This is a genomic window from Cupriavidus metallidurans CH34, assembly GCF_000196015.1.
Taxonomy (GTDB): Bacteria; Pseudomonadota; Gammaproteobacteria; order Burkholderiales; family Burkholderiaceae; genus Cupriavidus; species Cupriavidus metallidurans.
The window spans coordinates 3,717,310-3,737,136 of sequence record NC_007973.1 but is presented as its reverse complement, the minus strand read 5'-3'; the positions used below and the strand labels follow the sequence as shown (position 1 = coordinate 3,737,136).

General features: G+C 65.1%; 20 protein-coding genes. 12 read left to right on the top strand and 8 right to left on the bottom strand.

The window, feature by feature from the left end; genetic code table 11:
- Positions 1–104: 104 nt before the first annotated feature.
- The 9 genes from RMET_RS17385 to RMET_RS17355 all read left to right on the top strand — a co-directional run bounded on the left by RMET_RS17385 (position 105) and on the right by RMET_RS17355 (position 5,804).
- Positions 105–491 carry a DUF350 domain-containing protein gene (locus tag RMET_RS17385; RefSeq protein WP_011517890.1) on the top strand — a complete coding sequence of 129 codons (387 nt, stop codon included), beginning with the start codon at positions 105–107 and terminating at the stop codon, positions 489–491.
- 40 nt (positions 492–531) lie between these two features.
- Positions 532–1,554, top strand: coding sequence for an SPFH domain-containing protein (locus RMET_RS17380; protein WP_011517889.1), 1,023 nt, complete (start codon positions 532–534; stop codon positions 1,552–1,554).
- Positions 1,555–1,563: 9 nt separating this feature from the next.
- A complete protein-coding gene (locus RMET_RS17375; protein ID WP_011517888.1) occupies positions 1,564–3,108 on the top strand; it encodes a DUF4178 domain-containing protein in 1,545 nt (514 codons plus the stop codon).
- Positions 3,109–3,111: 3 nt separating this feature from the next.
- Entirely contained in the window at positions 3,112–3,285 is a 174-nt protein-coding gene (locus RMET_RS33995; RefSeq protein WP_017513169.1) for a hypothetical protein, read from the top strand.
- 18 nt (positions 3,286–3,303) lie between these two features.
- The gene (gene speD, locus RMET_RS17370; RefSeq protein ID WP_011517887.1) at positions 3,304–3,690 is read left to right on the top strand and encodes an adenosylmethionine decarboxylase; all 387 of its coding nucleotides are present in this window, start codon (positions 3,304–3,306) and stop codon (positions 3,688–3,690) included.
- 66 nt (positions 3,691–3,756) lie between these two features.
- Positions 3,757–4,191: a Cd(II)/Pb(II)-responsive transcriptional regulator gene (locus RMET_RS17365; protein ID WP_008646161.1), complete on the top strand. Its 435-nt coding sequence runs from the start codon at positions 3,757–3,759 to the stop codon at positions 4,189–4,191.
- A 179-nt stretch (positions 4,192–4,370) separates the two neighbouring features.
- A complete protein-coding gene (locus RMET_RS33990) occupies positions 4,371–4,508 on the top strand; it encodes a hypothetical protein (protein WP_008646160.1) in 138 nt (45 codons plus the stop codon).
- 222 nt (positions 4,509–4,730) lie between these two features.
- Positions 4,731–5,168 (top strand): nucleoside diphosphate kinase regulator, encoded by a 438-nt coding sequence (rnk, locus tag RMET_RS17360; RefSeq protein WP_011517885.1) that lies wholly within the window; start codon positions 4,731–4,733, stop codon positions 5,166–5,168.
- 288 nt (positions 5,169–5,456) lie between these two features.
- Positions 5,457–5,804, top strand: coding sequence for a hypothetical protein (locus RMET_RS17355; RefSeq protein ID WP_008646158.1), 348 nt, complete (start codon positions 5,457–5,459; stop codon positions 5,802–5,804).
- 152 nt (positions 5,805–5,956) lie between these two features.
- Here RMET_RS17355 and ypfJ read toward each other — a convergent pair whose 3' ends face one another.
- From ypfJ to gcl, 6 genes are all read right to left on the bottom strand, one after another.
- A complete protein-coding gene (ypfJ, locus tag RMET_RS17350) occupies positions 5,957–6,850 on the bottom strand; it encodes a KPN_02809 family neutral zinc metallopeptidase (RefSeq protein ID WP_011517883.1) in 894 nt (297 codons plus the stop codon).
- A gap of 297 nt (positions 6,851–7,147) precedes the next feature.
- Positions 7,148–8,614 carry a pyruvate kinase gene (gene pyk / locus RMET_RS17345; RefSeq protein WP_008646154.1) on the bottom strand — a complete coding sequence of 489 codons (1,467 nt, stop codon included), beginning with the start codon at positions 8,612–8,614 and terminating at the stop codon, positions 7,148–7,150.
- Positions 8,615–8,652: 38 nt separating this feature from the next.
- Entirely contained in the window at positions 8,653–9,984 is a 1,332-nt protein-coding gene (locus RMET_RS17340) for a glycerate kinase type-2 family protein (RefSeq protein ID WP_011517882.1), read from the bottom strand.
- A gap of 88 nt (positions 9,985–10,072) precedes the next feature.
- Complete coding sequence (gene glxR / locus RMET_RS17335; RefSeq protein WP_011517881.1) at positions 10,073–10,996, bottom strand: 2-hydroxy-3-oxopropionate reductase; 924 nt, start codon at positions 10,994–10,996, stop codon at positions 10,073–10,075.
- A 54-nt stretch (positions 10,997–11,050) separates the two neighbouring features.
- Entirely contained in the window at positions 11,051–11,830 is a 780-nt protein-coding gene (gene hyi, locus RMET_RS17330; RefSeq protein WP_008646150.1) for a hydroxypyruvate isomerase, read from the bottom strand.
- A 93-nt stretch (positions 11,831–11,923) separates the two neighbouring features.
- Positions 11,924–13,714 (bottom strand): glyoxylate carboligase, encoded by a 1,791-nt coding sequence (gene gcl / locus RMET_RS17325; RefSeq protein WP_011517879.1) that lies wholly within the window; start codon positions 13,712–13,714, stop codon positions 11,924–11,926.
- 284 nt (positions 13,715–13,998) lie between these two features.
- On the opposite strand from gcl, the gene RMET_RS17320 reads away from it, so the two are divergent.
- Both RMET_RS17320 and RMET_RS17315 read left to right on the top strand, forming a co-directional pair.
- Positions 13,999–14,682, top strand: coding sequence for a hypothetical protein (locus tag RMET_RS17320; protein ID WP_011517878.1), 684 nt, complete (start codon positions 13,999–14,001; stop codon positions 14,680–14,682).
- A 131-nt stretch (positions 14,683–14,813) separates the two neighbouring features.
- Positions 14,814–15,725, top strand: coding sequence for a LysR family transcriptional regulator (locus RMET_RS17315; RefSeq protein ID WP_008646147.1), 912 nt, complete (start codon positions 14,814–14,816; stop codon positions 15,723–15,725).
- A 232-nt stretch (positions 15,726–15,957) separates the two neighbouring features.
- On the opposite strand, the gene RMET_RS17310 is transcribed toward RMET_RS17315, so the two are convergent.
- Together RMET_RS17310 and RMET_RS17305 are read right to left on the bottom strand one after the other, a co-directional pair.
- Complete coding sequence (locus RMET_RS17310; RefSeq protein WP_008646146.1) at positions 15,958–16,650, bottom strand: GntR family transcriptional regulator; 693 nt, start codon at positions 16,648–16,650, stop codon at positions 15,958–15,960.
- A 52-nt stretch (positions 16,651–16,702) separates the two neighbouring features.
- Complete coding sequence (locus RMET_RS17305) at positions 16,703–18,106, bottom strand: C4-dicarboxylate transporter DctA (protein WP_011517876.1); 1,404 nt, start codon at positions 18,104–18,106, stop codon at positions 16,703–16,705.
- A 406-nt stretch (positions 18,107–18,512) separates the two neighbouring features.
- Here RMET_RS17305 and RMET_RS17300 point away from each other — a divergent pair, with 406 nt between their 5' ends.
- Positions 18,513–19,769, top strand: a complete 1,257-nt coding sequence (locus tag RMET_RS17300) for an allantoate amidohydrolase (RefSeq protein ID WP_011517875.1) — start codon at positions 18,513–18,515, stop codon at positions 19,767–19,769.
- Positions 19,770–19,827: the final 58 nt, after the last annotated feature.

The window sequence follows — 19,827 nt, the reverse complement described above, 5'->3', positions numbered from 1 at the left end:
CTATACTTTGCCGCGTAGTTTGCCGCTGGCATCGCCGCACGGCAAGCGCATCGCGCAGGACCGGATATTTCCACAACTCCATCGACAGGCCGCGTACCCGAACCATGCTACCCATCTACGCCTACGCCGAGCATCTGCTGGCCAGCCTTGTGCTGCTGGTCGTGTTCGTCGGAGTCTACACCAGGATCACGCCCTTCAACGAGTTCGCGCTGATCCGCCAGGGCAATGTGGCTGCCGCGCTCTCTCTGGGCGGCAGCACGCTCGGTTTCTGCTTCACGCTGTCGTCGAGTCTCCAGCACAACGACACATTTCTGATGTTCCTGGTGTGGTCGCTGGTGGCGATGGTGGTGCAGGCAGTGGTCTACGCGGCGCTGGCGCGCGCTTTGCCGGATATGGATGCGGCCATCGAATCTAACAATATGGCCATGGGCGGGCTGATGGGCACGATGTCGGTCTCGGTCGGCGTGCTCAATGCCGCGTGCCTGTCCTGAGGCCAGGACGTGAATCATTCCTTGGGAAGAAGGAGCTGACATGAGCATCGGGTCGTTCATCAGGAAGCAGTTCATCGACATCCTCCAGTGGACGGAGGACACGGACGGCGTGCTGGCGTGGCGCTATCCGATGGAAGACATGGAGATCCAGTACGGTGGCAGCCTGACCGTGCGTGAATCCCAGATGGCGGTCTTCGTCAACGAAGGCAAGATCGCCGACGTGTTCGGCCCCGGCATGTACAAGCTGACCACCCAGACGCTGCCGGTGCTGACGTACCTGAAGAACTGGGACAAGCTGTTCGAATCGCCGTTCAAGTCGGACGTCTACTTCTTCAGCACCCGCCTGCAGATTGGCCGCAAGTGGGGCACGGCGCAGCCGATCACGATCCGCGATGCGGACTTCGGCATGGTGCGGCTGCGCGCCTTCGGTCTGTATTCGTACAAGATCAGCGATCCGCAGAAGTTCTACACCGAGATCAGCGGCACGCGCGCCGAGTACACGCGCGACGAAGTGGAAGAGCAGCTGCGCAACCTGCTGATCGCCACGATGACGAACACGCTTGGCGCGTCGTCGGTACCGTTCCTGGACATGGCGGCGAACCAGACGCTGATGTCGCAGACGATCCACGAAAAGCTCGCGCCCGAGTTCGAGCGTTATGGCGTAGCGCTCGATAACTTCGCGGTCACCAATGTCTCCTTGCCAGAGGAACTGCAGAAGGCCATCGACACCCGCATCTCGATGGGGATGATGGGCGACATGGCCAAGTACACGCAGTACCAGGTGGCCAGCTCGATCCCGCTTGCCGCGCAGAACGAGGGCGGTGTCGCCGGGCTCGGCGCGGGTCTGGCCGCCGGGGCAGTCATGGGGCAGGCGATGGCTGGCGGACTCGTCGGCGGGGTGGCGGGTGTACCCGCTGCAGCGCCCGTCGCTCCCGCAACGCCCGCCGCCGAAGATCCGGCGGCGCGGCTGCAGAAGCTCAAGGAGCTGCTCGACAAGAGCCTGATCTCGCAGGCGGAGTTCGATACGGCCAAGGCGGAAATTCTCAAGAAACTCGTCGGCTGATTCCGCTCCATGCAAACGGTCAACTGTCCGGGCTGCGGCGCGGAGGTCCGCTTTCGGTCGTCCGCCGCGGTCATGGCGGTCTGCGAGTACTGCCACAGCACCTTGCTGCGCGAGGCCGATCAGGTACGCGACATCGGCAAGATGTCGGCGTTGCTCGAGGACTACTCGCCGCTGCAGATCGGCACCAGCGGCATCTGGCCGAATGACGGCAAGGGGCAGGGCTTCACGCTGGTCGGCCGTCTCCAGTTGCGGTACGACGCCGGCCTCTGGAGCGAATGGTATGTGCTGTTCGACGATGGCACGGACGGCTGGCTCGGCGATGCGTCGGGCCAGTACATGTTCACGCGCAGGGTGCCTGACGAAGACGCCGCGAAGGCGTCGGTCGGCAAGCTGCCGAAGTTCGAAGGCCTGAAGCCCGGCGAGCCGCTGTTCTTCAACAAGTATCGTTACGAAGCCGGTGATGTGCGCACCGCGCGCTGCACCGGTGGGCAGGGCGAGTTGCCGTTCCAGGTCGGCGCGGGCTGGACCGCTCAGGTCGCGGACTTCCGCAACGCGGGCAACTTCCTGACGCTCGACTACGCCGATGGTTACCCGCCCGCGGTCTACACGGGCCAGATGGTCGAGCTCGACCAGCTCAAGTGCCAGCTTCTGCGCAGCGCAGACGAGATTGACCGCACCGCCGACCGCTATCGTGGCAAGGCGATTCCGCTGGCTTGCCCAAACTGCGGCAGCCCGATCGCCTATCGCGCCGGCGTGGCGAATTTCATCATTTGCCCAAGCTGCCATAGCGAAGTCGATTGCACCACGTCGACAGCCATCGTGCTGGAGAAGCACGCCGAAATCGAGGCACTGCAGACCAGCCTGACGCCGGGCGAGGTCGGCACAATCGACGGCAAGCCATACACCGTGCTCGGCCTGCTTCAGTGCACCGATGATGACGAGGACGAGACCTCGACCTGGATGGAGTACCTGCTGTTCAACGAATCGGCCGGCTTTCTGTGGCTCGTGGAGCAGGACGCCGGCTGGGACCGCGTGCGCGTGCTGGATGTCTGGCCCGGCACGATGGCGTCGTCGAGCGTGGCCGTGCTTGCCGGCAACGAGTACCGCAAGGGGTTCGAATACGTCAGCCGCGTGCTCTATGCGGCCGGCACGTTCAACTGGCGCGTGCAGGCCGGCGATACCACGCGGCTGACCGAGTTCGGCCCGCCGGCGCGACGACTGACGCGCGAGACGAGCGACACCGAGATCGTCTGGACGCAGTCCACCACGGTGTCGCGCACCCAGGTCGCGCAATGGTTCAAGGGCAACAAGGCGCTGGCCGCCGCGGCGAAGGCGCTACCCGAGCGCAAGCGTCCCGCCGCGCCAGCCACCGGCGACCTCGCGTACTGCCGCAAGGTCGCGTGGGGCATCGCTATCGCGATGTGGTTGCTGAACCTGCCGATCTCGTTCTTCGGCGGTGCCGGCATGGCCGGGCTTCTGCTGGGCACGGTGCTGCTCTGGCTGCCGATCTGGACCGTGCAGGCGTTTTCGGGGCATATCGGGGGAGGGGACTGAGCTGTGCGCTTTTTGTTTCTTGTCTACGGATTGATCGTGCTGTTCGGTGTCACGTTCTACACGCTGGGGTCGGCGGGCAGTACGTCCGGTGGATCGTCGTCGGCTCGCGGCTGGAGTGGCTCCGGCGGATACGGCGGTTCGGGCGGCGGCTGGTCTTCGGGCGCCGGTCACAAGTAGTCCGGTGAGACGATCGCCATGAATGCACCGACGCTTGCCTGCCCACCGGTTCTTGGCCGCCACCTGCTGCTCGACATGCAGGGCGTGACCGCCGCACGGCTCACCGATGCCGTGCTGATCGAGCGCGTGCTTTACGATGCCGCCCGCGTGTCAGGCGCCACGCCGGTGGATGCGCGGTTCCAGCATTTCGGCCCCGGTCTCGGTGTCACGGGCGTGCTGCTGCTCAAGGAATCGCACATCAGCATCCATACCTGGCCGGAATATGGTTTCGCGGCTGTGGATATCTTCATGTGCGGTGCGGCGCAGCCCCACCGGGGCATCGAAGCCATCGTGGCCGAACTGGCGCCGGCGCAATGGCATGTGCGCGATGCAGCGCGTGGCCCCGCCTCTGCAGGGTCCGCCTGATTGGGCTACACTTCACCGGTAACCCTGTAATTACTACAGGGATCTGGCATCGTGGAGGCACTGACCATGCGTATCGGCGAACTGTCCCGCCACAGTGGCTGCGACATCGAAACCATCCGCTATTACGAACGTGAAGGGCTGCTGGACGCACCGCAGCGCGAGGACAACGGCTATCGCCGCTATGGCGACGGGCACCTCGTCCAGCTCAACTTCGTGCGCCACTGCCGCTCGCTGGGCATGAGCCTGGCCGACGTGCGCAAGCTGCGCGACTTCCAGCGCAATCCGTCACTCGCGTGCGACGACATCAATACGCTGTTGGACCGCCAGATCGAGCAGATCCACGCCCAGCGTGTTTCGCTGGAAGCGCTGGAAGGTCAGTTGCGCACGCTGCGCCATACCTGCGAGAACCCAAATCCGCATCCGGCCAGCGAGTGCGGCATCCTGCAGAACCTGCAGCAGGCAGCCGAGGGCGCGGCCTGCGAGTGCCACCCACGACACTAGGGATGCAGCGGGACGGCATCGTCACGCCGATCTCGCGACATCTCGCAACAAGGCGGGCGGCAAGCCGGAACAGGGGCATTCCGCCCCCTCGCCTCGAATCGAACCGTTGCCGCCTGGCTGTGCTACGATGGCCGCTGGTCGCTTCGGTGACTTACCTGTAACTCAGAGATTTCCCCACGATGTCCCGTCATCTACTGCTCGCCGTCTCCGTCATGGTTCGCTTCCAGCGACCGGCGCGCGCGCGCGTGATGCCGGCGCCCATCGACGCCAGCCGCTGGATCAACGCCCCGCTTGATCCTGCCCGGTTCCCGGCCTAACCGATCCCCTTCCTGAACCAGCAGAAGGCCCGGCGCCGAACCGGGCCCGAGCCAGCACGTACCCCCGCATTCACACGCAGCACCAGGCCTCGCCAGTTGCCGCGTGATCCGCTGCCGAATTAGTTGCTGCATTCGCTGCATTACCAAGCTGTGTCCGTCCGGCGCGCGTGAAGTTGCGCCGGCCAATCGATTCTGGATTTCACTTCCGTGAGAGGCATTGCCATGGCCAAGACCAAAAACACGACCGCCGCGCCGTCGCGCCCGGCAACCCTTTACCTGACCGAACTCGACGTCACGCGCCTCGAGGGAATTGCCAGCCGTGCCGGCACCGCCGAACTCGACGAGATGCTGGATGCACTACTGGAGCGCGCGGCCATTGTGTCGCCCGACGCGATCCCGAAGGATGTCGTGACGATGAATTCACGTGTGGTTTGTGCGCTCGAAGGCGAGGCCAAGCCGCGTGACTGGACCCTGGTGTACCCGGACGATGCCGATCTGGCCACTGGCCGGTTATCGGTGCTGTCGCCAATTGGCCAGGCACTGCTGGGTGCCCGCTCTGGGGACACCGTCGACTACCGCCTGCCCGACGGCCGCGCGCAACGCGTGACCATCGTGGAGATCGCGTTCCAGCCCGAGGCCAGCGGCCAGTTCACGCTTTGATCCTTCCCCCGGCCAGCTACCCACCGTGCGCCCGAAGCGGCGCGCGCGGGTAGCCGCGCCGCCTGGCAGTACCGAACGGTAAGCACCGTTCGGTCAGGCAATCCCTTCCGTTCATCCACATCTTCAGCGTTTCACGGCGTGCAACGCACCATTCGTCGCAGCGGTATTTCTCCTGGTTCGACGAGCCACTAACCTTCAGTCCGTGCTCGATCGCCACAGAGATGGCGTATCCGGGCAGAAGTCAGCTGTATCCATAAGAAAGTTGTGAATCAGTTGAAGGAGTCCCAGATGAACGCCAAACGTATCCTTGGCGGCGCACTCGTGCTGGCTGCATTTGCCGCCTCGGCCGCGATAGCCGCTCCCGCCGCCACCAAGAAGGCCGGCAAATTCGATGTATATGCGGACGCCGCCCGAGTGGGCAAGTTCGATGTGTATTCCGACGGAGCGAAGATCGGCAAGTACGACTTCTATACCGACGGACAACGCGCCAGCAAGTTCGACCCGTATAGCGAAGGCACCCGCCAGGGCAAGTTCGATAGCTTCAGCGAAGGCGCCCACGCATTCAGCGGCGAGATCTCCGCTTCGTCGCTCGACAACTCGCGCAACGGCGGCGAGCTCTACGGCTACAGCGTCTGACGCATCCGGTCCTCATGGACCGTGGCGGCCACTCCGGTGGCCGCCAGCTCAAAAGTTTCTCTCCCACCTGCGCGACCGACCTCCTCCATCTCTCTCCGTCGCGCAGGTGATTTTTCCCCCTCGGCAGTGTCTGCAGTCCTTCCCGAAGTGATCTAGAGTTGCCGCGCGGCAAATGTGTCGCACTTGCGGATATCGCCGGTCGTCAGGCCCTGACGCAGCCAGCGCACACGCTGCTCGCTCGTGCCATGCGTGAAGGCTTCAGGCACCACGTAGCCCTGTGCCTGACGCTGCAGCCGGTCGTCGCCGATTGCGGCGGCAGCCTTCAGGCCTTGCTCGATATCGCCGGGTTCCAGCAACTGCTGGTTCAGCTTCTGCGCGTTGGCAGCCCACACGCCAGCCAGGCAATCGGCCTGCAATTCCATGCGTACCGAAAGCTGGTTGGCCTGCGCCTCGTTCATGCGGCGACGTGCCGCATCCACCTTTTCCGAGACGCCGAGCAGGTTCTGCACATGGTGGCCGATCTCGTGCGCGATCACATATGCCTGCGCGAAATCACCACCGGCGCCGAAGCGCTGACGCAGTTCGTCATAGAAGGACAGGTCGATATAGACCTTCTGGTCACCCGGGCAATAGAACGGACCCATGGCGGACTGGCCAGTACCGCAGGCGGTTTGCGTGGCGCCGGAGAACAGCACCAGTTTCGGTGGCGCGTAACGGCGGTTCAGGTCGGTTTCGAAGATGTGTTCCCACGTGCGCTCGGTATTGCCGAGCACCTTGCGGGTGAAAACCGTCAGTTGGTCGTTGGCGGGCGGGCGATGTGCCTGGGACTGCGGCGCCTGTTGCTGCTGGTTCTGGACGACCGATGCCCCCTGGAAAATCAGCGAGGGGTCGATGCCGAAGAAATATGAAGCGGCCAGCGCAATGACGATCGTGCCGATACCGATCGACTTGCCGCCGATCGGCAGTCCGAACCCTCCGCCTCCGCCGTAGCCACCGCCGCGGCGATCTTCTACGTTCTGGCTTTCGGCTTCGTCATCGAGACGCATGTGGGCTCCGTCGGGTCATGTATGGCGGCAGCCGCGCTTCGGCTGCCCGATGCCGGTGGAGTATAGCAACGGCACCTGACGCCCAGCGCACCGTTCAGAATTCGTTACCTCGAAAAAGGGAAGCCGCCCGCGCACCAGGCGACAAGCGGGCTGATAAGGGCGTGGGCGGCCGGCGAGCAGGGGGTCAGCCTGGTAGCCAAAGGGAAATCCTGCGTAGCCGGCAATGTGCATCGCCAGCCTGCTCCCCCGACCCCTTTCCCACGTGACGTAAGCGGGATGGGGGAGCGATTCAGCGCATCAAACCGCCTCGGCAGCCGGCACCTTGCCGATGTCCAGCCCGGCCACTTCCGTACCCACCTCTGCCACGCGCAGCAGGTTGGTCGTGCCGCCCTGGCCAAATGGCATCCCGGCCGCGATGGTGATCTGGTCGCCCGGTGCGGCATAGCCTTCCACCAGCGCGGCGCGCGCGGCGGCCTCGACCATTTCGTCGACGCTCTGCACGTCCGGGCTGACAGTCGAATGCACCCCCCAGGTGATGGCCAGCCGACGCGCGATCTCCAGGTTCGGCGTGATGCTGACGATCGGCGCGCATGGCCGCTCACGTGCCGCGCGCAGCGCGGTGGCGCCGGACGACGTGTACGTCACCGTGGCCTTCGCGCCGATGATCTGCGTGACCTCGCGCAGCGCCGCGCAGATCGCGTCCTGGCGCGTGGAGAGCGGTGCCTCGTGCTGGGCGTCGATCATGTTGCGGTAGAGCGGATCGTTCTCGACCTCGGTGATGATGCGATTCATGATCGAGACAGCGGCCACCGGATGACGGCCATTGGCCGATTCGGCCGACAGCATCACGGCATCGGCGCCGTCATAGATCGCACTCGCCACGTCGGACGCTTCGGCGCGCGTCGGCACCGGCGAGTCGATCATCGATTCGAGCATCTGCGTGGCGATCACGATCGGTTTGCCCAGCTGGCGGCAGATGCGCAGGATGCGCTTCTGCACACCCGGCACGCGCTCGGGCGGCAGTTCCACGCCGAGGTCACCACGCGCGACCATCACTGCATCCGACACCCGTACGATTTCCTCGAGCTGCTGCAACGCGGCCGGCTTCTCGATCTTCGACAGCACGCCGGCACGCGTGCCGATCAGTTCGCGCGCTTCGAGGATGTCCGACGGACGCTGCACGAACGACAGCGCGATCCAGTCGGCGCCAAGCTCCAGTGCGAAGGCCAGATCCTTGCGATCCTTTTCGGTCAGCGCGGGGATCGGGATCACCGCGTCGGGCACGTTCACACCCTTGCGGTCGGACAGCGTGCCGTTGTTGGCCACGCGCGTGGTGATGCTGCCGCTAGCCACCGATTCGATGTTCAGGCGTACCTTGCCGTCGTCGATCAGCAGCGACTGGCCCGCGTTGGCGGCCTTGAACAGCTCGGGGTGGGGCAGGTAGACGCGCTTCGCATCGCCCGGCGTCGGGTCGCTGTCGAGGACGAACGTGTCGCCGGCGCTCACGGCCACCTTGCCGGCCGCGAACGTGCCGATGCGCAGTTTCGGGCCCTGCAGGTCGGCCAGGATTGCGATCGGACGGCCGGTCTCGGCTTCCACCTGACGCACGGCGTCGTAGCGCGCGCGGTGGTCCTCGTGCGTGCCGTGGCTGAAGTTCAGCCGGAACACGTCGGCCCCGGCATCGAACAGTTGGCGGATGACCGCGATGTCCGTGCTGGCCGGGCCCAGTGTGGCCACGATCTTGGCTTTGCGCTGGCGTCTCATGAGTGTCTCCTCTCTTCCTCGTTCCTTGCAGGGCGCGATCAGATGATCAGGATCGCGCGAAAATCGTTCACGTTGGTACGGGTCGGGCCGGTGACGATCAGGTCGTCGATACCGGCAAAGAATCCGTACCCGTCGTTGTTGTCCAGATGCGCGCGGGCAGACAGGCCGCGTGCCACGGCGCGCGTCAGCGAATCGGGGCCAAGCAGCGCGCCGGCATTGTCTTCGGAGCCGTCGATGCCATCGGTGTCGCAAGCGATCGCGTGCACACCGGGCAGGCCGTCGAGCGACACCGCCAGCGACAGCAGGAACTCGGCATTGCGACCGCCACGGCCATTGCCTCGCACCGTCACCGTCGTCTCGCCGCCGGACAGGATCACGCACGGCTTCTCGAACGGCTGGCCATGCGCGACGATCTGGCGCGCGATCGCGGCGTGGACTTCGGCCACGTCGCGCGCTTCGCCTTCGATGCTGTCGGACAGGATGTGCGCGGTCAGGCCGAGTTCGCGTGCGCGTGCGGCGGCCGCTTCGAGCGACTGCTGGGCGCTGGCCAGCGTCACGTTGCGATGACCTTCGAAACGGGTGTCGCCGGGCTTTGGCGTTTCACCCGCGCCGCTCTCCAGATGCGCGCGCACGTTGGCGGGCACATCGATGTTGTACTTGGCGATGACCGCGAGCGCATCCGCGCAAGTGGTGGCGTCCGGCAGTGTCGGGCCGCTGGCGATCAAGGTGGGATCATCGCCCGGAATATCGGAAATCAGCAGCGTTTCCACACGCGCGGGTGCGCAGGCCAGAGCCAGGCGGCCACCCTTGAGCGCGGACAGGTGCTTGCGCACGCAGTTCATCTCGCCGATGCTCGCGCCGCTGCGCAGCAGCGCCTTGTTCACGGCCTGCTTGTCCGCCAGCGTGATGCCCGACGCGGGTGCGGCGAGCAGGGCGGAGCCGCCACCGGAGATCAGGCACAGCACGAGGTCGTCGGCAGTCAGTCCCTGCACCAGTTCCACCATGCGCTGCGCGGCCTGCTGGCCCGCGGCGTCAGGCACCGGGTGCGCGGCCTCGACGACTTCGATGCGCTGGCAATCGGCGCCATGGCCATAGCGCGTGACCACCAGCCCCGACAGTTCGCCCTTCCAGTTCGCCTCTACTGCCTGCGCCATCGCGGCGGCGGCCTTGCCCGCGCCGATCACAACGGTGCGTCCCTTCGGCGGTTGTGGCAAATGCGGCGGCAGGCAATGCGTCGCGCTCACGGCCGAGACGGCCGTATCGAACAGATCGCGCAACAGCGCGCGGGCTTGAGAGGCGTCGCGATAGTCGGGCGTGCCGGCCTGGCGCTGCGGCGACAGCAGGGCGGCGGTGGCGTCGGTGGCAAACATGTGGGTCCTGAAATGAAACGCAAGCAGAAAAACAAGGACAACAATCAACGCGGCCGCCCGCCGTCAGGCAGGGCAGCCGCGGGAGGGCTTACTTCGCGCCCTTGGCGATCTCGTGGTTCGACATGATTTCGATCGCGCGGCACAGTGCCGAGTGATCGAGCTTGCCGAAGCCGTTCGCGGCGCACGCGTTGAACAGCTCCTGCGCCGTCGACGTGTTCGGCAGCGATACGCCCAGTGCCTTGGCGCCTTGCAGCGCCAGGTTCAGGTCCTTCTGGTGCAGTTCGATGCGGAAGCCCGGATCGAAGGTGCGCTTGACCATGCGCTCGCCGTGCACTTCCAGGATGCGCGAAGCCGCGAAGCCACCCATCAGCGCCTGACGCACCTTTGCCGGATCGGCACCAGCCTTCGACGCGAACAGCAGCGCTTCGGACACGGCCTGGATGTTCAGCGCCACGATGATCTGGTTGGCCACCTTGGTGGTTTGGCCGTCGCCGTTGCCGCCCACCAGCGTGATGTTCTTGCCCATCAGTTCGAACAGCGGCTTGACCTGGTCGAACGCTTCGGCCGGGCCACCGACCATGATGGTCAGCGTTGCGGCCTTGGCACCCACTTCACCACCCGACACCGGTGCGTCAAGGTACGAGGCGCCGAGCTTGTTGATGCGCGCGGCGAAGTCCTTCGTGGCGATCGGCGAGATCGAGCTCATGTCCACGACGATCTTGCTGTAGCTGGCTTCCTTGCCGGCTGCCTTGAAGGCGGCGGCAACACCCTTTTCGCCGAACAGCACGGCTTCGACGTGCGGGGTGTCCGGCACCATCACGATCACGATGTCGGCACGCTTGGCCACTTCCTCGGCGCTGGTGCAGACGGTGACGCCTGCGTCCACCAGGAACTGCGGTGCCGGGTTCACGTCATGCACGAACAGCGTGTGGCCGGCGGCGCGCAGGTGACCCGCCATCGGCGCGCCCATGATGCCCAGGCCGATAAAGCCGACGTTGCGTTGGTTTGCCATGTTTGTCTCCAGTCAGTAGAAAGAATTCGATTCGGATTTCAGCGGAACGCCGGCTCAAACGCCGTGCGCCGCGCGCCAGCCCAGGCCGGCTTCGGTGGTCGTCTTCGGCTTGTATTCGCAGCCGATCCAGCCCTGGTAGCCGATCTCGTCGAGGAAGCGGAACAGGTACTGGTAATTGATCTCGCCGGTGCCGGGCTCGTTGCGGCCGGGGTTGTCGGCAAGCTGCACGTGCTTGATCTTCGGCAGGTTGGCGCGGATCGTATTGGCGATCTCGCCCTCCATGCGCTGCATGTGATAGATGTCGTACTGCACGTAGAGGTTGGGCGCGTTGACCTGACCAATCAGGTCGATCGCCTGCTGCGTGCGCGACAGGAAGAAGCCCGGGATGTCAAACGTGTTGATCGGTTCAACCAGCAGATCGATATGTTCCTGCGCCAGCGCATTGGCCGCGAAACGCAGGTTTTCCACCAGCGTTTCCTGCGCCTGTTCGCGCTTCACGTTCTGCGGCAGGATGCCGACCAGACAGTTCAACTGGCGCACGCCCAGTACCTTCGCGTACTTGATGGCCTCGCCCACGCCGTCCTGGAATTCGCCCACGCGGTCCGGGTGGCAGGCGATGCCGCGCTCACCCGCTTCCCACTTTCCGGCGGGCAGGTTGTGCAGCACGAGGTCGAGCTGGAAGCGGTTCAGGCGATCAGCGATCTGGTCGGCGTGAAACGCGTACGGAAACAGGAACTCCACGCCACGGAATCCGGCGCGGGCGGCGGCCTCGAAGCGGTCCAGGAAGCCGACTTCGTTAAACAGCATCGTCAGGTTTGCTGCGAGCTTTGGCATTGTTTGTCTCTCTCGGTGTCTGGGAAAAACCGCCACACCCACCCCGGTGGAGCGGGGCAGGGTGGCGTACTACGGGGAAGCGGTACTCGGTACTCAGGCCGTGGTCTCTTCGACCAGGATCGCCGAATCGGCGTCCACGGCACCCTCGAGGTCCTCGATCGGCTCGAACTCGTTGATGTTGTCGATCTCGGTACCCATCGCGATGTTGGTGACGCGCTCGAGGATCACCTCGACCACTACCGGTACCGAGAACTCGGCCATCAGGTCGCGCGCTTCGGCAAAGGCCGGTGCGATGTCTTCGGGCTTGAACACGCGGATTGCCTTGCAGCCGAGACCTTCCACAACCTTCACGTGGTCCACGCCATAGCCTTCCAGCTCGGGCGCGTTGATGTTGTCGAACGCGAGCTGCACGCAGTAGTCCATCTCGAAGTTGCGCTGCGCCTGACGGATCAGGCCCAGGTACGAGTTGTTCACCACCACGTGGATGTACGGCACCTTGAACTGCGCGGCCACGGCCAGTTCCTCGATCATGAACTGGAAGTCGTAGTCACCCGAGATGGCCACGATGTCCGAGTTCGGCGAGGCGGTCTTCACGCCGATGGCGGCGGGAATCGTCCAGCCCAGCGGGCCTGCCTGGCCGCAGTTGATCCAGTGGCGCGGCTGGTTCACGGACAGGAACTGCGCGGCGGCGATCTGCGACAGGCCGATCGTCGTCACGTAGCGCACGTCGCGCGGGAAGTACTGGTTCATCTCGCGGTACACGCGCTGCGGCTTGACCGGCACGTTGTCGAAGTCGCTCTTGCGCTTCATCGTGCGGCGGCGCTTCTGCACGTCGGCCACCCACGCCTTGCGGCACGGCAGGCGGCCGGCCATCTTCATTTCGCGAGCCACTTCGACGAACTGCTCCAGCGCGGCCTTGGCATCCGAGACGATGCCGAGGTCAGGACCGAACACGCGGCCGATCTGCGTGGGCTCGATGTCGACGTGCACGAACTTGCGGCCCTTGGTGTAGACGTCGACGCTGCCGGTGTGGCGGTTGGCCCAGCGGTTGCCGATGCCCATCACGAAATCCGAGGCGAGCAGCGTGGCGTTGCCGTAACGGTGCGAGGTCTGCAGGCCCACCATGCCGGCTTGCAGCGGGTGGTCGTCGGCCAGCACGCCCCAGCCCATCAGCGTGGGCACCACGGGCACATTGACCAGCTCGGCGAACTCGACCAGCAGTTCCGACGCGTTAGCGTTGATCACGCCGCCGCCGCAGACGATCAGCGGACGCTCGGCCTGGTTCAGCATCGAGATGGCCTTCTCGATCTGGGCGCGCGAGGCGGCCGGCTTGTACGGTTGCAGCGGTTGGTACGTTTCGGGATCGAATTCGATCTCGGCCACCTGCACGTCGAACGGCAGGTCGATCAGCACCGGACCCGGGCGGCCCGAACGCATCAGGTGGAACGCCTGCTGGAACACCTGCGGCACCAGCGCCGGCTCGCGCACGGTCACGGCCCACTTGGTCACCGGCTTGGCGATCGACTCGATATCGACGGCCTGGAAATCTTCCTTGTACAGACGGGCGCGCGGGGCCTGGCCGGTGATGCAGAGAATGGGGATCGAATCCGCCCAGGCCGAGTAAAGGCCCGTGATCATGTCCGTGCCGGCGGGGCCCGACGTGCCGATGCAGAGGCCAATGTTGCCCGGCTCGGCACGGGTGTAGCCCTCGGCCATGTGCGAGGCGCCTTCCACGTGGCGCGCCAGCAGGTGGCGGATCGAGCCAGCGCGGCGCATGGCCGAGTAGAACGGGTTGATGGCGGCGCCCGGCACGCCGAACGCGGTGGTGATGCCTTCCTTTTCCAGTACGGCGATGGCCGCGTCGACTGCTCTCATCTTCGGCATGTCTGTCTCCAATACGATTCAAAACAATGGGTGGGATTTGTTCTGGGTCTGATGCTATGCCCGCACCGGCCTGTGGATAAACAGAAGGGAGATCAGTTGATTCGATACCTGCAGTTAGCAATGCCGCAGCATCGAGCATCGAATGTGAGCGATGCAGTATGTGTTCGAGACCTTCGCCGGATCCCCCATGGCGAGGGGTTCGGCGCAATCTGGTGGCGTTGCGGGCTTTCGGTCGCGCCGCCATCGGGCCAAAATGAGAGGTTTGGAATCGCCCTTGCTCTGCCATGTACTCGCGGCTGCCGACCACCTACGAATTGATTGAAGCGCTCCAGGCCTCTCCGCAGGCCGGACCGGCCGCCGAGAGCCGTCTGGCCACGGTGTTGTGGGCCGGCTTTGTCCTGGCGCTGGTGCCGATGCTGGTCGCCGGCGGCGCGCTGGTGTGGTGGCACCGGGTGCTTGCGCAGGTGCCGCCGGCGTGGCTTCCGCAGGTCTTTCACGTGCTGCTGGCCGTTTGCGGGGTGTTCTACGTCGGCGCATGGGTGATCAGGCTGCTCGATCGCCGTGCTGCGTTGCAGCATCCGCTTCGCTGGCTGACGCGTCGGCTCGATACCCAAAGCGAGGTCGAGAACGCGCTGCTGCTACGCCTTGGCCGCATTCCGGCGCTCCAGCTCCGCGCCCGCCAGCGTCGCGTGGTGCTGCAGGCACGGCTCTGGGACGCCAGCGCCCGCACCATGGCGCTGGTCCTGGCCATTGGGCCCGCCGCGGTGATCCTGGCCGACGGTGTGGCGGTCATGGCACCCGGCGGCGTCCCGGCGCTCGTGGCGATCTACGGCGCAGTGTTGGTGGCTGGATGCGCCCTGGCGTTGTTCGCCCAGTTGCAATGCAGCGCCCCGCTGCGCCGGCTGGCCCACGTGCTGGGTGAAGCAGCGGAAATCAACGAGGCCGTGAACCGCCAGCGTCAGCCGTAGCAGTCGTCCAGCACGGAGCTTCCGGGGCGTGACGATTGGTGGGCCGGATGGGCGTCATAGCGCCCCGGGGATGCGCGATATGGCTCCGATGCCTCACAATGTGCCGGCAGGAGACATTTAGCTGGGCTGGCATGGACAAACTCAAACAGATCGAAGCATTCATCGCCGTGGTGGAACACGGCAGCATGGCCGCCGCCGCGCTGACGCAGAACGTCACGCCGGTCATGATCGGCCGGCGCATCAACGCGCTGGAGGCACGCATCGGCGTCAAGCTGCTGCATCGCTCCACGCGCCGCATTGTGGTGACCGAGCAGGGCGCCGCGTTCATGGAGCAGTGCAAGAAGGCGCTGGCCGACCTGGACCGCGCCGAGATGCTGATTGCCGAAGGCAAGCACAAGGCCACCGGTCACCTGATCGTGTCGGCACCGGCCGCATTCGGGCGCAAGCACGTGGCGCCGCACGCGCCGGCCTTTCTCGCCGCCAATCCCGAGGTGCAGATTTCATTCAACCTGACCGACCGCGTGGTGGATCTGGTGCGCGAGGGCTATGACGTCGGCATCCGCATCGGGGGCGCGATCGACCCGAACTTCGTGGCGATCAAGCTGGCGACCAATAAGCGCGTGGTATGCGGCACGCCCGCGTACTTTGCCAGGCACGGCGTGCCGCACACGCTCGAGGATCTGGAGAAGCACAACTGCCTCGCGTTCAACCTGCAAGGCGGGCAGCAGCGTGGCTGGTACTTCCAGCAAAACGGTAAGACCGTGACGGTGCGCGTGAACGGCAATCTCGACTGCAACGACGGCGAGCTATTGCATCGCTGGACTGGCGAGAGCCTGGGACTGGGCTGGCGTTCGACGTGGGAGATCCTGCCGCAACTGGAAAGTGGGGAGCTGATCACGGTACTCGACGAGTACGCGCTGCCGGATTACGACATCCTCGCGGTGTACCCGCAGCAGCGGCCGGTGCCGGCCAAGATCCGCTTCTTCATCGAGCACTTGAAACAGGCGTTTGCAAAGCCGGGGTATTGGAGCGGCAGGGTCTGAGGGGTTTGAAGCGTTGGTGCTATGGCGCCGTCAGCGCGGAACCAGATCCGCAAAAACCGAACCCCCAAAAGAAAAAGCCCGCAGCCATTGCGGTCTGCGGGCGGTCCCTCTTGCGAAGGACGGGGAGAGCTCATGAAGTGCGCCCCCGCAACTCCATGGCGAGGTGAATATTGCGCCTCTCCCGCTTCTTCGTCCTTGACTCCGATCAAGCCTATCGCATTCGCTCCGAACGTCAGGCCAGCAACGCGGCCACCAGGTCCTTGCCACGTGCCGCCGCCGGTACTTCCTCAAAGTGCAGAGCGGCCTCCACATGCGCCAGATGCTCGACCATCAGCTTCACGGCAAGTTCGGCATCGCCCGCGCGCGCGGCGTCGATAAAGGCGCGGTGCTCGTCCGATGAACACGTCGCATCGCGGCGGCTCTGGTAGAGCATCGTGATCACGGCGCTGCGCATCGACAGTTCGCGCATGATGCCGGTCATCACGCTGTTGCCCACCACCTCGGCCAGCACGATATGGAAATCGCCCAGCAGCCGGGTACGCGTCTGGGCATCATTGCCGCCCAGCGACTTGCGTTCGGCGGTCAGGTGTTTCTCGATGCGCTTGTAGTCTGCAGGCGTGGCCTTGGCGACGAACTCGCGCGCCAGTGCCGCCTCCAGGATGCGCCGCACCGTGAACACCTCGCGTGCTTCTTCCGCGCTGGGCTTGGCCACGAACGCGCCCTTGTCCGGCACGATCTGGATGACCTTGTCCTTGGACAGCATCAGCAACGCGGCGCGAACCTTGGTGCGGCTGACGCGATAGACGCTGGCCAGCGCCTCCTCGCGCAGCTTGGTGCCGGGCGGCAGGCGGTGCGAGACGATGGCGGCGACGATATCGTCGGCAATCGCCTCGGCGGTCATGTCTGGATCGATATGCTCGGGCATGGTGTCGCGCGTCGCCTGGCAGGCCAGCGCGGTGAGTGGGATGTGCGTGATTCTAGCGCCCCGAGGCCACCCCCGGCAGCGGTGCCGGTACCGGGACTTCCCCGGAGCCATGATCGTGCACCATCAGCCCTTCCTCCAGCTCACCTGCCGGGATCGTGCCATTGAGCACGCCGTGGGCCCGTTCGCGGTCGATGTCGTGCTCCCAGGCGGCCACCACTACCGTGGCTACGCAGTTGCCAATCAGGTTGCCCACCGCGCGGGCGATACCGATGAACCAATCCACCGACAGCACCAGCACCAGGCCGATGGCGGGGATCGCCGGATGGGCGGAGAGTGTCGCGGCCAGGATCACGATCGCCGAACCGGGAATGCCATGCGCGCCCTTCGACGTGACCAGTGCCACGGCCAGGATGCCGAGCAGGTCGCCCAGCGCCAGCGGCGTGTTGGTGGCCTGCGCGATGAACACCGCGGCAAGCGTCAGGTAGATCGAGAATGCATCGAGGTTGAATGAGTAGCCGGTGGGAATCACCAGGCCGACCACCGACTTGCGGATGCCCATGTACTCGAGCTTCTTCATCACCTGCGGCAGCACGCTGTCGGACGACGCTGTGCCGAGCACCACCAGCAATTCGGCACGCAGGTAACGAATCAGCTTCAGCACCGAGAAGCCGCACAGCCGCATGATCAGCCCCAGCACGCCGACCACGAAGATCACCACCGCGCCGTAGAACAGGATCACCAGGAACCCGAGCTGCTTGAGCGAGCCGATGCCGTACTTGCCCACGGTGAACGCCACCGCGCCCAGCACGCCCAGCGGCGCCAGCTTGATGATGAAGCCCATCATCTTGAACAGCGTGTGCGAGAACGTGTCGATCAGCTTGACCAGCGGCCGGCCGGATTCGCCCACGACGGACAGCGCGCAGCCGAACAGGATTGAGACCAGCAGCACCTGCAGCACGTCTCCACTGGAGAATGCGCCCATGATCGTGTTCGGAATCAGCTTGAGCAGGAAATCGACCATGCCCGCGCTCTTCACCTTGTCGGCGGATTCGATGTAGGCCGACATGGCTGAGATATCCAGCGAACGCGGATTCACGTTCATGCCGGTGCCCGGATGGAACACGTAGGCCAGCACCACGCCCAGCGCCAGCGCGATGGTCGTGACCACCTCGAAATAGACCACGGCCTTGATGCCGACGCGCCCGACCTTCTTCAGCTCCCCGGCGCCGCAGATGCCCGCCACGACCACGCAGAACACGATGGGGCCGATCAGCATCTTGATCAGCTTGATGAAGGCATCGCCCAGCGGCTTGAGCTTGGCGGCGAACTCGGGGAAAAACAGCCCGAGCAGGGTGCCGATCACCAGCGCGATCAGCACCTGACCGAACAGGGAGCGGGTGAATCGGGTGTGCAGGCGTGCACCAGCGGCGCGCTGCGAGGGTACGGCTTGCTGCATTGTTGTCTCCGTGCCGGGCGCGGTCCAGATGAGACGTCTTTGCGTCGCTGGCCGGCCCTGATCTGATTCAGGACTACCTGCCGTCACATGGCGCGGGAGGGCGGATGCGCGGCGGGCCTGGCATCACCACGGGAAATCGGCCCGAGAGCCATATCCCGCGCGGAAAGCCCCCCTGTTGAGGCGGAATCCACGCAATCCACTTGTCCGGACCGGATTGTCCGCAGCGGATTGTTGGTGCGTGGAGGCCAATATAGTGCATATCATTTTTGTATGCAATTTTTGAATTCACTGTGCTAACATGAATCGCACAGAATAGAGCTACGGCACCGGGCGCCTGCCTTGACTGGCCCTCCCGCCAGGATTTCCTCGACCGAGCTCACGCACCACCAGCAGGAGAGACACACACATGGCAGCAACCCCTACGCCGTTGTCCGCTGAAACCGGCACGCGCATCATGACCTGGGCCGACGCCCTGGCCGTTCATACCGATCAGCCCGGCATCCTTACCCGCACCTATCTGACCGAGGCCCATCACGGCGCCGCCGCGCTGCTGACCGAATGGATGGAAGCTGCGGGCATGACCGTGCGCCGCGATGCCGCCGGCAACGTGATCGGCCGCTATGAAGGCACCACGCCAAACGCCCCGGCGCTGCTGACGGGTTCCCACTTCGACACCGTGCGCGACGCGGGTCGCTACGACGGCAACCTCGGCGTGATCCTGCCGATCGCCTGTGTGGCCGAGTGGAACCGCCAGGGCAAGCGCTTTCCGTTCGCGCTCGAAGTGGTCGGGTTTGCCGAGGAAGAGGGCGTGCGCTTCAAGGCCACGCTGCTGGGCAGCCGCGCCATCGCGGGCACGTTCGATACCAATGTGCTCGACAACGTCGATGACTCGGGCAAGACCATGCGCGAAGTGATGCGCGCGGCCGGGTTCGATGCCGGGCAACTGCCCGCCGCGAAGCACGATCGCAGCCAGGTGCTGGCCTTCATCGAGGTTCACATCGAGCAAGGTCCGGTGCTGCTGAACGAAGGCCTGCCCGTGGGAGTGGTTACCGCCATCTCTGGCGCCACGCGCTTCATCGTCGAGCTGGAAGGCCTGGCCGGCCACGCCGGCACGGTGCCGATGGACATGCGCCGCGACGCCGCGATGGCCGGCGCGGAGATCGGCCTCTTCATCGAGAAGCGCTGCGGCGGCAAGCCGGGCCTGGTCGGCACGGTCGGCCAGTTCAATGTGCCGAACGGCGCCACCAATGTGGTTCCGGGCCGCGCGGTGTTTTCCATCGATATCCGCGCTGGCGATGACGCCGAGCGCGAGGCCGCCGTCAACGACGTGCTGGCCGAAATCGAACGTGTTTGCGCGCGCCGCAACGTCCGCTCGCAGATCCGCAAGACGCACGAAGCCGCCAGCGTTCCGTGCGCGCCGTGGCTGCAGTCCCAATGGGCCGCGGCAGTAGAGCGCCAGGGCGTGCCCGTGCATCACCTGCCCTCCGGCGCGGGCCATGACGCCATGGCCATTGCCGCCATCGCCGATGTGGCCATGCTGTTCGTTCGCTGCGGCAACGGCGGCATCAGCCATCACCCCACCGAAACCATGACGTCGGAAGACGCCCAGACGGCCGCGCGTGTGTTCGCCGATTTCGTCGAGCACTTCCATCGCCCCCAATAAGCGCCGCCATCGGCGTCGCCCCGAAAACTCCAGAGATAACGAAGATGACCGCACGAGA